This window comes from Vibrio sp. B1FIG11, assembly GCF_905175335.1.
Taxonomy (GTDB): domain Bacteria; phylum Pseudomonadota; class Gammaproteobacteria; order Enterobacterales; family Vibrionaceae; genus Vibrio; species Vibrio campbellii.
Genome location: NZ_HG992752.1, coordinates 1,767,224 through 1,780,990, shown reverse-complemented (window position 1 = coordinate 1,780,990; position 13,767 = coordinate 1,767,224). Strand labels below are relative to the sequence as shown.

Annotated in this window: 13 protein-coding genes; 2 read left to right on the top strand and 11 right to left on the bottom strand. The window is 45.8% G+C overall.

All coding sequences use genetic code 11. The features are described 5' to 3' along the window. Window positions 1-56: 56 nt before the first annotated feature. From KHO06_RS24585 to KHO06_RS24535, 11 genes are all read right to left on the bottom strand, one after another. The gene (locus KHO06_RS24585) at window positions 57-710 is read right to left on the bottom strand and encodes a LuxR C-terminal-related transcriptional regulator (RefSeq protein WP_212582764.1); all 654 of its coding nucleotides are present in this window, start codon (window positions 708-710) and stop codon (window positions 57-59) included. After that, window positions 710-1,525 (bottom strand): helix-turn-helix transcriptional regulator, encoded by an 816-nt coding sequence (locus KHO06_RS24580; protein ID WP_005429581.1) that lies wholly within the window; start codon window positions 1,523-1,525, stop codon window positions 710-712. Before KHO06_RS24580 ends, KHO06_RS24585 begins: the two co-directional genes overlap by 1 nt. A gap of 65 nt (window positions 1,526-1,590) precedes the next feature. Beyond that, entirely contained in the window at window positions 1,591-2,607 is a 1,017-nt protein-coding gene (locus tag KHO06_RS26845) for a GGDEF domain-containing protein (protein ID WP_043883238.1), read from the bottom strand. Between the two features lie 373 nt (window positions 2,608-2,980). Continuing rightward, a complete protein-coding gene (locus KHO06_RS24570; RefSeq protein ID WP_021018121.1) occupies window positions 2,981-3,235 on the bottom strand; it encodes a hypothetical protein in 255 nt (84 codons plus the stop codon). Window positions 3,236-3,382: 147 nt separating this feature from the next. Then, window positions 3,383-4,609: a sodium/glutamate symporter gene (gene gltS / locus KHO06_RS24565; protein ID WP_212582763.1), complete on the bottom strand. Its 1,227-nt coding sequence runs from the start codon at window positions 4,607-4,609 to the stop codon at window positions 3,383-3,385. Between the two features lie 218 nt (window positions 4,610-4,827). Beyond that, window positions 4,828-5,367, bottom strand: a complete 540-nt coding sequence (locus tag KHO06_RS24560; RefSeq protein WP_212582762.1) for a disulfide bond formation protein B — start codon at window positions 5,365-5,367, stop codon at window positions 4,828-4,830. 12 nt (window positions 5,368-5,379) lie between these two features. Then, the gene (locus KHO06_RS24555) at window positions 5,380-5,535 is read right to left on the bottom strand and encodes a DUF5993 family protein (protein WP_005429588.1); all 156 of its coding nucleotides are present in this window, start codon (window positions 5,533-5,535) and stop codon (window positions 5,380-5,382) included. Window positions 5,536-5,684: 149 nt separating this feature from the next. Further along, window positions 5,685-7,178: an efflux transporter outer membrane subunit gene (locus KHO06_RS24550; RefSeq protein ID WP_212582761.1), complete on the bottom strand. Its 1,494-nt coding sequence runs from the start codon at window positions 7,176-7,178 to the stop codon at window positions 5,685-5,687. A 2-nt stretch (window positions 7,179-7,180) separates the two neighbouring features. Then, a complete protein-coding gene (locus KHO06_RS24545; RefSeq protein ID WP_212582760.1) occupies window positions 7,181-10,237 on the bottom strand; it encodes an efflux RND transporter permease subunit in 3,057 nt (1,018 codons plus the stop codon). A 9-nt stretch (window positions 10,238-10,246) separates the two neighbouring features. After that, window positions 10,247-11,329, bottom strand: a complete 1,083-nt coding sequence (locus KHO06_RS24540; RefSeq protein WP_212582759.1) for an efflux RND transporter periplasmic adaptor subunit — start codon at window positions 11,327-11,329, stop codon at window positions 10,247-10,249. A 103-nt stretch (window positions 11,330-11,432) separates the two neighbouring features. Next, window positions 11,433-12,314, bottom strand: a complete 882-nt coding sequence (locus KHO06_RS24535; RefSeq protein WP_038890800.1) for a LysR family transcriptional regulator — start codon at window positions 12,312-12,314, stop codon at window positions 11,433-11,435. A gap of 113 nt (window positions 12,315-12,427) precedes the next feature. On the opposite strand from KHO06_RS24535, the gene KHO06_RS24530 reads away from it, so the two are divergent. Beyond that, on the top strand, window positions 12,428-12,787 hold the full coding sequence (locus tag KHO06_RS24530; protein ID WP_005429597.1) for a DUF6559 family protein: 360 nt from the start codon (window positions 12,428-12,430) through the stop codon (window positions 12,785-12,787). A gap of 29 nt (window positions 12,788-12,816) precedes the next feature. Then, window positions 12,817-13,743 (top strand): LysR family transcriptional regulator, encoded by a 927-nt coding sequence (locus KHO06_RS24525; RefSeq protein WP_212582758.1) that lies wholly within the window; start codon window positions 12,817-12,819, stop codon window positions 13,741-13,743. The last annotated feature ends 24 nt before the right edge of the window (window positions 13,744-13,767 follow it).

The window sequence follows — 13,767 nt, the reverse complement described above, 5'->3', positions numbered from 1 at the left end:
CGGCAACATCATGAAAGGGGGCCTCCGTGCTCCCTTTGTGTTTTAGAGTTAAGGTGTCAAAACAGATTACGCTTTGCCCACGCAATCGCCTGCATGCGATTCTTCACTTCCAGTTTGCGGAAAATGCTATAGAGATGGGATTTCACCGTGTGCTCGCTGACAAACAGTGAGTCTGCAATGTCAAGATTTGAGCCCCCTTGGCAAAGGGCTGTCAGAACCTGCATTTCTCGGCGAGTAAGCTCAATTTCTAGTTTCGTATCCAGCTCAGTAACGGTGTGATTTAAGTTAACGAGATAGCCAACTAATCGGTTGAGGATGTCTCGAGAGAGCCAATTCTCTCCGCTCAATATCCCTTTTAAACCTCTGATTACCTTGTCGAAGTCATCTTCAAAATAGAATAAGCCTTTCAGATTTGACCAAGTGAGCAGGCTTTCTACGCCTAAGTTGGGGTCGGCGTTTACTAATATGGTCGCATCGACATGTTCCAATTCACTGAGTGTCATCTTGACTTCAGAAAGATCAGGTAACGAGCTATCGACGATTGCGACATAGTGCTCATCTTGGTGAGGAGGTAAGTCAACTTCAGCGCCTTTGGCCAATAACACCGGCTGCCCAAGTTGTTGTTCAATGGCGGTTTGTAAACCTCGACCTTGAATATTATTGAAGGTAAACAATAAGATGGTGTTTTTGATTGTGTTGTTGTTCAGCATTAGTGGGCCTCCTGTCGAGACTGCATAAATTCATTTCCTACTTGATGGAAGCGATAGAGCACCAGATCCAAAAGCCCATCAAAGCAATGCTTTACCATGGGGTTTTCGAATATTTGTGTGGCGGATGCTTTAAAAAACGTGACTCGTCTATGGTGGTAGAAATCCCGTATGAAAATGTCGAATAAAAGTTGTTTAATCACGGGCTCATGAACCGGAAAATGGATGATGGCATTGCCCATTACGTGAAGGATATCTGAGACCAAAAACTTCAAAATCGACCGTCCTAAATGCCATAAGCTGAGAATCCTAAATTCAGACCTCAGCTCTTGGTAAATGAGATGACCAACTAACATACCTTTGCAGTAATAAAGGCGCGCCTTACTGGGGGATTCACCAAATTGGTTCAGCGTGTCTTCCACACCGCCTGGTGTGATTAACTGCTTGTGAACTGCGTCGATCTGTTCGTATTCGGACAAGCTGATTTGGCTGAGGGAGCAACTTTTGACATCGGTAACCTGATACTGGTAAACAATGTCTTTAAAGCTCAAGTAAATGCTTTTACTTTGCGAGGTTTTGACACGTTTGTACTCGCTGGAAGTGTATTGGTATTGTTCGCCTATATAGTGAGAGAAGGCGAGTCGTTTTAATAAACTTGGTGTGACTTTACCGCTTTCCCATTGACTTAACGTCGGTTGGTTTAAACTCTCAAAAGCGCTGTAACTCCTTGCTAACTCATCGGCTAATTGGCCTTGAGTTAAACCCCTCTCCTTTCGAATTGCAGCAACTGCGTGCGAAAATTCTAACTTGTTAACCATATATCTACGTCCTGAACTCATTATATTTTTAATTGCTTCGAAGCGGCTCAGAATGAGCCAAAACTCTATGTTCTTGATCTTTTAGTGAGGTACATCATTTGGTCTGCATGTTGGATTAAGGTGTCACTAGAGCTTCCCTCATAAGGGAAGCGAGCAACGCCAACACTCAAACCGATGTGAACGTTTTGAAAATGGATAAAAATAGGTGCACTGCATGCTTGATGTAGCAAAGACTGAAACTGTTCTAAATCCTTTGTATTTTCGAGCTCAGGTAAGCAAAGAATGAATTCGTCACCGCCAATTCTTGTGGCGAATTGGTCGTTGTGCAGCATGTTCAAAATACGTTGCGCAGTGATACGCAGTACTTTGTCTCCAGCGTCGTGACCAAATTCGTCATTCACGGCTTTAAAGCCATCTAAGTCGATATATAGCAAAGTGAACGGTTGAGCTCGTTGAATCTGTTGCTCTATCAACTGATTGCCTTTGAAGCGAGAGTAGCAGCCTGTTAGCTCATCTATCTCGAGCAGTCTTTCTAGTTTTTCAACTTGTTCATATTGCGTTTGCCAAGCGCTGTGCCAATAACTTTCAATTGAGCGCAAGCCCTTGTAAATAAATAGGTTGAACAAGTACAGAAACGTACTCCGAATGGAAAACTCACTTAAACCTTGTAGTTTAAACGGGTCGTTACCCGCGGTTATCAAATCAATGTTAAAGCAAATAGCCATTGATAGGACATATGTGATTGACGACCAAAGTACGCCAAACTCAATCAAAGTGAGAAGAATATTGACTGTAACCAAGGAAGAAAAAAGAAAGTGTCCGCCTAAGAAGTAGTACAAATAAAATGTGAGGGTATATCCGAGGATCAGCGCGATAACAACTGAGCGCTGTTTTTGTTCGAGTGCGAATGCTTTGCCCACCCAGAGGTAGGTAAAACAAATTCCCGCGGATAATGCATAAGGAAGGTATACAACATAATCAACCCCTCTGATTGCACAAGCGAATAGGGTAATAAGAATCCCCAAACTTGTTGAGCGCATGTAGTAGCGCGTAAAAATTCTGGTGAACTGCGTTCTGTCCATAGTTATGTCTCAAAGGAACAGCAAATAATGGGCAGTTAGCGAGAGGAGTCCGTATGGGGTGAGTGTGAATGGAGAACGTGAGAAACAAATAAATGGCATCGCATGAAGTTAGAAGTGCGATGCGCATATGCTTTTTTCGGGCGTTTTTCTCGTCTGCAAGCGACACTGCATTTCATAAAGTTGCTCGATACCTACTGCCGTTTTTATAAACTATTCTATGAGGCGATGTTGCATAAAACTATACGGTTTTCGGGAAAATGCCCCGATCTCAATATGTCCGCATAAAAAGTGGGATATCGGCAGATTTATCTAGGAAATACTAATACTTAAGTGCTAAGGTTCATCAGTAAAATCAGTCTTAAGTTTGAGATGTCTACTTGAGTTTTTGGTGGATACGGTAACCCATTGCATAACCAAGATAAAACAGAGCAGCAAGCGTCACAAAGGCAGAAATGTAGGCAAAAAAGTGATTCAGTCCCAAGCCAAAAGACAAGGTAAACGCGATGCCGTTTACGGCTTCCATCGGCATCTTGTACCACGACGCATGGACCGTCGAGCCAAAGAGAAAGAGTGTGCCAATTAAAAAGAGTGTGCCGATTGATAGGCCAACCCATCTGCTGCTGTTCATGTTCATCTCAAGAGTTACAGAGTTCGTAACAAAATATTTCTGGATGAGTATTATACAACTGAGTGAGGGGGAGGGTGTTAGCAATATTTACGCGAATACAGCAAGAGGCCACCGGAGTGACCTCTTTTTAATCGGATGGCGTATTAATTATCCAATCCAGGTGATGAAGTACGGGATGATCAGTGCATTGGCTAAATCGATGAAAAATGCGCAGACCAAAGGCACGATGATAAAGGCTTGGTGTGAATTACCATACTTTTGCGCGACCGCCGACATGTTTGCCATTGCCGTTGGTGTTGAGCCTAGTGAAATACCGCCAAACCCCGAGCAAACTACCGCTGCATCGTAGCTTTTACCCATTAATGGGAACACCACAAATATCGCGATACAAATGGCAACGATGAACTGAGCACCAAGAATAATGAAAATAGGTCCAGCTAAATCGACCAGTGCCCATAGTTGCATGCTCATCAACGACATTGCTAAAAATGCGCCCAAGGCCATATCTGCAATCAGCGCAACGGCTGGTTTTCTTGCCGGCCAACGTGTCCCCGTAAGGCGAGGATAAGAGGCTGGAATAAGATTAGAAATCAATATGCCGGCGAACAAACAAGTCACAAACAACGGCAGTTCTAGACCCAAGCTGCTGACCCCTTCATTTAAAATTGCACCTAAGATAATACAAACATGAATGGCAAGCATCGCATCTAAAAAATCATAAGCATTGATGGATGGTTGGGGCTCATCTTGCGCCGTACCCACGTCCATTTCTTCCACTTTAGCTGGCTTCAGGTTATGTTTGTTGATCAGGTATTTTGCAATCGGGCCGCCCATCAAGCTTGCTAAGATTAAGCCAAACGTTGCACTTGCGATGCCGATTTCCATTGCAGTGTTAAGGTCGAAGATCTCAGCAATTCGAGGTGACCAAGCAATCGCAGTGCCGTGCCCGCCAATAAGAGAAACTGTGCCGCTCAACAGGCCAACGGCTTCTGGTTGATCTAACATCGTCGCAATTCCAATGCCCGTGAGGTTTTGAATTAGCATATAACCGATAGTGACAGAGAGCAGGATCAATAATGGCTTGCCGCCTTTGAACAGATCTTGAAGGCTGGCGTTAATGCCGATGGTGGTAAAGAAATACACTAAAAGCAGATCACGGGTAGCAAGGTCGAATTGAACATCGATATGCGTGACGTAATGAATTATTGCGAACAACACCGAAACTAGAATGCCCCCAGAAACGGGCTCTGGGATGCTGAATTCTTTTAAGAAGCTGCTGGCTTGGGTTAGGCGTCTACCTAAAAACAGTACGACGATCCCAAGGGTCACCGCGAGAAAAGATTCGACTTGTAATACACCGTCGACAAAGTTCATAACCACTCCTGTTATGGCAAAAACATGTGAGAGAATTAATCGGTACGTTTATCTCTAAACATACTGACATGTTTGTATGACATCCAATTGCATACTGACGAATTTGAACTAGGTCGGATTGTGTTGAGAACCGTATTTTTGTGACCAATAGAAAAGAGGAGTGATACAAGGTTAGATGAACCTTTGTATGACTCCTCTTGGTTCGTTCAAAAGACTTGTTAATTAAACAGCCAGTAGCTCTCTGGATTATCTGGACATTGATAAGGACCACACTCCGCGAACGTGCCAATCACATTAAGTGCCACGACAGAGATCGCGAGTAGGCACGTGATACGTCCCAGATTACTCATTTCATAAGGCTCTGATGACTCTTCTTTATTGATCAGCATGAGGATGACTGCGACCGCAAATATTGTGGCAACAAACAAGACAAACGCCCAAGTGTAATAGTGCATCCCAAAGATTGGGCTACCGTAACCCGGCGTACCAGGAATCACGTGCAACGAAACTTGTCTCAGTGATGTTGCCACACCGTATAGCGCACCGATCAGTACTACACCATAGTGTCGTGATTGTGGGCCATAGACCACGTTCAATAAGAAACCAAACATGATCATAATGAAGCCGATACGTTGCAATAAGCACAGTGGACAAGGCAGCTCATTCAGAACAAATTGCAGCACAAAGCCAATCAATAGCACGGCAGTCATGCCAAGCAGACCAAGGGTGTTGAGTAAAGCTAGATTGTTTCTATTCATGTGCAGTCCCCTTTACAGCAAGATTGAAAGAGGATCGGTGGCGTGATGATTGAACCAATACAAACCAATGATCACTGAGGAAGCAAAGAAGGCGTAGCCCACTGCTTTCTTACCTAAAAACGCGCTTAGCATTGCGATTAACAACAGCAAAAAGATTAATGTCATCATGAGGAGTTCCTTCCTTACTCTCTGATTTCAATCCTTTTAACTATAGATAATGCGAGCTAATGCGCGACTTTATGCACTAATAAAAAAGAGGAGAGGTTAGGTTCGAGGTCCCCTGTGAACCTAGCCCCTCCCCAAAACCGTGACTTAATTTACTGACTTTCACCCAGCGATGATTGCTCTAATGTCCAATCACCACCCAGCGACTTGTAGAGCGCAACCGTGACTTGAGCCGTTTGTAACTTGGCCGCGACTTGTCTGTCTTGCATCATGCGTTGTTGGCGCTGAGCATCGAGCACTGACAAGTGGTCAATCAACCCAGCACGGTAGAGCGACTTGGCTTTACTCACGGCTTTGTCTGTTGCTACGAGTGCATCATCAATTCGACGCTGGTTTTCTTGGCTTCTGCCATAAGCAAACAAGGTTGAATCCACTTCAGCAAAGGCGGAATCTACGGCATGTTGGTAAGTCAGCGTTGCTGCATCAAAACGAGCTTGGTTGATCTCTTCAAGCGCATCGCCGCGACCACCATCGAAGATATTCCAACTGATACCAGCCGCACCAACCCAACCGAAAGAATCACTGCTGAATAGATCATCAAAGCTAGAAGCAGACACGCCCGGCGCTCCCGTTAGGAAGAACTTTGGATATTGATTGGCGATACTTGCCGCAAGTTCTTCATTGATGGCTGCCATTTCACGTTCTGCAAGACGAATATCAGGACGACGTTGTAACAAGTCAGAAGGTAAGCCCACTGGTACCATGTTCTGCATCGCTGGCACTCCCTGAGTGTCTGCAAGTCTGGTCTCGACTTTCGACAGCGGCTCACCAATCAGTACCGCGATGCGATGTTTATGAACTTGCTGTGCGATTTCCAGTTGCGGGATAATCGATTCCATCGCTGCCAACGTTGCCTTAGCTTGGGCTAAATCGAGCTCTGAGCCATAACCACTGCGAACCACCTTCTCGACCAACGCCAAGGTTTTCTGTTGGTCTTCAAGGTTCGATTTGGCCAAGTCGAGACGCTCGGCTGCCCCTTGATACTGCAAGTAGTTATGAATCAAATCCGCAGTAAGCAAAGTCGTTAGCCCGCTTTGATAAATCTCTGCTTGCTCAACTCGAATTTTTGCAGCGTTGGACTGACGGTCAATACGGCCAAATAAGTCCAACTCCCATGCGATGCTCGCCCCTGCGAATACGCCGTCATGCTGGTTATCCAACAGTGTCGTGTTACCAATTTGTGGTGGTAAGCCTGCTGCTGAATCGCCAATAGGATTGAGCGCAGGACCAAGCAGTGAATCGTTCTTACTCAGTTGGTAATTGAAGTAACCTGCACCTACATTGACGGTAGGTACTTTGAATGACTCTACAACGGTTTTGTAGCTGTCAGCCACCTTGATACGCTCTGCCGCTACCTTGAGCGGGATGTTTTGGCTTTGCATATCGAGAACTAAGTCATTCAGTGTTGGGTCATTAAACTCTGTCCACCAAAAGGCTTCGTTCTCACGATTTTGGCTAGCGCCATCTTGCTCAACATGCAGATAGGTTTCTGCCATGCTGGTGGTTGGTGCTTGATAATCTGGGCCAACCGCACAACCAGATAAACTCATTGCCAATACTAGTGGCGCAATAACGAATTTTTTCATGATTACGCCTCCTTCAATTCAGCGTCTGTTTGGGTCGTTTGTGGTTTATCTTTGTATGCCAAGCGATACAGCGCAGGCATGATGAACAGTGACAATACGGTTGCCGCTGCTAATCCACCGATAATAGTTGCGGCCATTTGGTCGAACAGTAGGTCCGACAGCAAAGGGATCATGCCAAGAGCCGTTGTCAAAGCACCCATCGATATCGCCATGGTGCGGTTAACGGTTGCTTCTTTGATGGCATCTGCCAACGGGCGCCCATTTGCTCGTTCAAGCTCGATTTGATCCATCAGTACAATACCGTTTTTAATGATCATCCCCGTTAGTGTTACTGCACCAATTAACGCCATGAAACCAAATGGTTTATCAAAACCAAGTAGCGCAAAGGTGGCGCCCGTCGCGGCTAATGGCAAAGTCGCAAAGATGATGATTGGCTGTTTAAAGCCGTTAAACATCGCCACCAAAATGATCACCATGATCAACATTGCTTTCGGTAGCTGCTTGAAGATATCTGTGACCGCTTTGTGCTCGTCGTAGAACTCGCCACCCCATTCCATGCTGTAACCCGCAGGAAGGTGCATAGCTTCAATCTGTTCTTTAACAGCATTTCTTACTGTTGCCGGCGTCGAGTGACGCGCTACACCCGCTTGTGCAGTGATGGTTTTAACTCGGTCTCGACGCCAAATCATGCTCTCTTCCGGTACGAGTTCAAAGCCATCAACCACTTGCCCGAGAGGCACACTGTGCATGCCAAGTAGCGAACGCACGGGTAATGTTTCTAGTGACGCCATGTTTTGAGACGTGCCACGCAGCTGAATTGGAATCAACTCATCATTAAGGTTCATCTGACCTAGCGGCATGCCATCAGAAGCGCGTTTTAAAGCAAAGGCGATGTCCGCACGGTTGATACCAGCTTGGCGCATCTTGTCTTGGTTGATGATGGGTTTCAGCACCTTGCTTTCTTGGCGCCAGTCATCACGAACGTATTTGGCATCGGGATGCGTGGCAAAAATCGCTTTCGCTTGATCCGCCAGTTGGTGCAACACTGCTTCATCAGGGCCAGAGAAGCGAGCTTCTACCGCGTACTTGTCTGACGTCGCCAGTTTTAGTGCTCTAAAGCGTGGCTCTGCATCTGGGAACTGGTTTTGCAGCCATTTGTCTCCACGTTCAACGAGCTTATTGATGCCTGCGTAATCTTTGGTATTAATCAAGATCTGGCCATATGCAGGATCAAACGGTTCTGGCTCTACGGTGACTGAGAATCGAGGTGCACTTGCGCCCATGTAACTAGAAATACTTTCTACTTCAGGTTGCTTTATCAGCCACTCTTCAACTTTGCGCATGTCAGCCGAGGTCTGTTCAATCTTGGCGCCATTCGGTAGCCAGTAATCAAGGAATACAATAGGGCGGTCCGATTGTGGGATAAAGTTCACCGCCACATAAGGCACGGCAAACGCAGTCACTAAAATCAGTGGAATCAGTGTTGTTAGTGCTTTGATTGGGTTATCGACCGTCCAAAATACCAATTGCTTATAACGACTTGGTTTAGCTTCTTCATCGACAGGCGTTGGTTTAATGAACATCCAACACATCAAAACAGTAAAGGTCATGGCTACTAGCCAAGACAATAGTAGCGATGAAGCAACAATGTAGAATACTGAACCCGCAAACTCGGCGGAGTCTGTTTTGGAGAACAATACAGGGCTTGCACCCATGATGGCGATGACAGTTGCACCAAGCAGTGGCACTGCGGTTTCTTTCACTGAATCAATAGCGACGCGTGTGCGCTCGATGCCTTTGCTCAGCTTTACAATCATCATGTCAGTGATCACGATGGCATTGTCTACCAGCATGCCCAGAGCAAGGATGAAGGTTCCTAATGAGACGCGGTGTAAGTCGATGCCTGCGATGTTCATGTAAATCAGCGTGAGTAAGATAGTTAGCAGCAAGCTAGAACCAACAATCGTTGCACTCTTAAAGCCCATGAAGACCAATAGCACTACAAATACAATAGCGACACTTTCCAGCAGGTTGCCGACAAAGTTATCAATCGCTTTTTGTACTTCTTCAGGCTGATAAGCCACGGTAGAAATATCTACACCAAGGGGCAGCGTCTGCTCGTAGTTGTGGATAATGTCACGAATGGTATCGCCCAATGACACTACGTTAATGCCTTCTACTGGACTTACAGCTAGCGTCACCGCAGCTTCACCGTTAAATCGGCTTTCTGTCAGCGCCGGCGTTTGGTAACCCATGGTGACGTCAGCAATATCACCTAAGCGAATCAAACCAGTTCCTAGTTCACTTACGCCACCTTTGATGACCAAGTTACGAATATCGTCTAATGATTGAAATTCACTGGTTTGTGTGACGCGAATACGCTCTGTCCCAGCATCGAATTTGCCCGCTTCAAAGGTCATGTTTTGTGTGCTGAGCTGGTTCCACACCTGCGCAACAGATAGGCCGTACTGTGCTAAACGCTCATCGGGCATATCGATATGTACGACACGTGGCTGTACACCGTGAAGTTCGATCTTTTTGATGCCTTTTACCGCTTTAATTTGGCGTTGAAGCTCTTCTGCATAGCGGCGCAGTTCTTCTGGAGCAGCATCGTTACTGTGGATAGAGAAAAGCATGCCGTACACTTCAGAGAATTCATCTTGCACAATACTGATTTGTGCAGTGGAAGGTAGCTGTAGCTTCACGTCGTCTACTTTGCGGCGCAGCAAGTCCCACTGCTGAGGCAATGCCTTGGAGTTGAGGCTTTCCTTTAAGTCGACAAATACCATCGACATGCCTGGGCGAGACAATGAACGCAGGCGGTTAAGCTCGGCCATTTCTTGCAGCTTGGTTTCAATGGTATCCGTAACTTGGTGTTCAACCTCTTGGGCTGACGCCCCCGGATACAAGGTGACGACTACTGCTGTTTTTACGGTGAAACTTGGATCTTCTAACTTACCCAAATCGAAGTAAGAGTAGATACCCGCCACCACACTTAAGGCGATGAAAAACAGCACGAAAGTACGCTGTCTTATCGCGAATTCAGCTAAATTGAGCATGGTTAAGACCTATAGCGTTTTGATGGTAAGGTTTGGCGTGTTGTCGCCAGGTTTGAGGTAATGCGTTCCGCTGATCACGACATAGTCACCTTGGCGGAAATTGCCAGACACGCAAGCTTGATTAGCATCGATAGATTTCAAACTCACTGGCTCGGTATGAACAACCGCATCGCGCACGACGTTGACGTGAAGCGTTTTCTTCTCGCCCAAAATCGCAGAGTACGGGAAGCAATGGCTAGATTGGCTAGGCTGGAATGAAGTTGTCACTGTCACTGCTTTACCATTGAATAACTCAGTAGATAGTGAGTCGATCGCTAAGGTGACAGGATATGTTTGTTTGAGTAGGTGCTTTTTCGGCGCAATTTCAGTCACTTTCGCATCATAAGCGTGTTCCGATGCATACCAAGAAAGTGCTGCAGATTGACCAAGACTGAACTGGCGAATCATGTTTTCAGGTACGTCGATATCGACTTCCCATTGACCATCTTGTTGAATGGTAGCAACACTCACTCCTGGCAGAGTTTGCTCAAATGCGTCAATGCGAATTTCACCTATGTTACCAGTGAATGGTGCTCGTAGTGTGGTGTATACCAGGGCGTCTTCCGCGCGTTGGATATTTTTCTCAACCACTTTCACTGCGGATAAGCTGCGTTCATAACCGCTGATGGCACGATCTAAATTAACGCTGGCAATCGCGTCGTCTGCCGTCGCTTGCTTCACGCGTTTTAGCTCAGCCTTTGCGAGTTTATGCGCGGACTTTGCTTCTAACATACGTGCTTGGAGTTCTTCCAAAGAAACTTGGTAATCGTGAGGATCAAGCGTTGCAATGATCTCTCCCTTCTCGACATGATCGCCTTTCTTTACCAAAACACTCTCAACGGTGCCAGGGACACGGAAAGAAAGAGCTGCGCTTTCTTTAGCCTGAACAATGCCGCTAAAAGACTTGTTCAATGCAGTGTTTTCAGCAGAAACTTCGATCACTTGAATCGGACGTGAGGATTTCGGTTCTTCCAGAGTGGCTTGGCTCTGATTACAGCCAAATAGGGTAAGTGTCGCAGCACTCAAGGCAGTGGTTTTGAATAGACGATTCATACAATGGCTCCATAAATTTGGTGCCATCATACAATTGTACACTGTTCAGATAATTACCCAGTAGCGTGACTCACTGTCTCAAAATTCGAGACAATATATTCATCTAAATAAGTTTTGGGATTTCATTAGTTAGGTGGTCAATAAGTAGACGACTCGCTTGGCTTAGCGTTTTAGGTTGTGGGTAAAGCAACCAGCCCGATTCTTCCGTGACAGAATAGTGTGACAATAACTGTACTAAATCGCCGGATTCCAGCTCTCGTCTCACCAACACTTTGGGCATAAAGGTAATGCCGCGATTTAAGATGGTCGCGTTCTTAATAAAGCCGATGTTATTGGAGATAAGTTTTGGACTAAGCTGCACACTTTGCTCTTGGAAGTGCCAAACATTGTCTACTTCGCCATTTGGCCAACGAAAACAAACACACTGATGTTCCTTTAGTTGCTCTAAGTTCTCTGGCATGCCATGTGTTTCAAGGTAATTGGGAGAAGCGACTAAACAACGGTCGAGCGTTAAAAGCTTACGGGCAACAATGTCGGAATCAAACAGTGCACCACCATGAAAAGCGATGTCTAAGCCTTGTTGAAACATGTCTCTGAAGCCATTGTTGATGTTGCGAATATCCAATTCAACGTGCGGGTACTTATCATGGAAATCGAACAAAATAGGACGCACCAGTTCGTCGGTCTCTGGCAGCAATCCAAGCTTGATTCGACCGCGGACCTCATTGGTGTCGTTGCTGACTTGTTCGTTCGCCGAGTCGAGCATCGTCAGCGCTTTTTGTAGGTTCTCATAATAGGCTTCGCCGTTGTTGGTCAGCGATAAACTGCGCGTGGTGCGATGGAAAAGCTGAGCGCCAAGGGATTGCTCTAAATCGCCGATTCGTCGGCTGACATTCGCACGAGGTAAATCCAACGCATTGGCAGCGGCGGTAAAGCTACCTAACTCCACAACCTTGATGAACAGTTTGAGATCGTCGATTTTCACTCTGGCGCTCCATGCTTATTGAACACTGTACTAAACCGTGACACTCTAAAGCATCACAACGTTATGCACAAAATATAACGTCAATTTTGCTATAAGAAGAATAGGGTATTAATGTGCTTAGAGTCATTCAACGTCGTCGAATTAAGAAAGTCATCAAGCTGCTCTCTGCCCGATTGATTAAGGGCTATGGCAGCCGCGAGTATTTCTCTATTGGGCAAGTAAAAAGCAGCACAAGCGAGTTGAGCAAGCGCCAACAACAAATCGCTTTAGCGCTTTATGTAAACCCGCAGGAACTGAGTTCAGAGGCGAAAGCGGAAGTCTTGTCGTTGCGTGACGATGTTTCGAATGACTTTTTCGATGGTGGTGATTACACCGCACAAGATGTACTGAATTTGTTTGGTTCGGGTGGTTGGAAAGGTGGTCGTATGGACGACGATATGTCCCACCGATTCGGAATGAACAGTCGATACTAAACAAGGTTGTATTAGGGAAACGAACCGCAATGAAACAACTGGATCTCAACTTACTTCGTATCTTTCTGGTGTTACTTGAAACTAAGAACACGCGTATTGCTGGGGATCGACTGGCACTTAGCCAACCTGCAGTCAGTAAAGCGTTGGGAAGGTTGCGTGATTACTTTGGTGATGAGCTGTTTACTCGCGTTCACTCGGGCCTGAAGCCAACGCCACGTGCGCTTGAACTGGGAGAGAAGCTTCCCGTGATCATGGAAAGCTTGGATGAGGTCATTCTGGATTCCCCAAGCTTTAACCCTTCTGATTATCAAGGCAATATCACCATTGCAATCAACGGCTTTATTTCTAACTGGCTCGGTGCACGTTTGTGTCTCGCGGTGATTGAAGAGGCACCAAGCGCACAAGTAAACATCGTGAATTGGGATTCTCAAACACTCAAAAAGCTACTCGATGGTGAGATTCAAGCAGCCATCAACTATTCGCCAATTGAAACCAATAAGCAGTTTACCCACCAAGTCATTGGTGAAGATGATTTTGTTGGTTTAGTGAAAACTAACCATTCATTGGCAGGAAAGACTCTGTCTCAGTCTGAAATCAATCAAGCAGAATACGCCAGTTTGGTGGTGCCGGGGTGGAACGATACCCAGCCCTTTATTGCCAAGCACCTTTCAAGTGAAGTGTTGAAAGTAAAAGCACGTAGCTCCTATCTGCATACCTTGCTCGATGTGATCAAGCAGAGCGATATTATTTTACCTTGCTCTAAACAACTTGCTCGTTATCTTAGCGGTGAGTTTGACTATGTCACGTTCCCAAACCGCGCACCGGATGAACTAAAAAATATTGTGTTGGTGGAATCGCACAATAAGCGTATGCACCCTATGCACCAGTGGCTCAAGCGAAAAATCATCACAACTTCTCAAGCCATCATCAAAGAAAAAAATAAGCCTCTCGGTTGAGAGGCTTGGTTTGTTAGTTTTTCG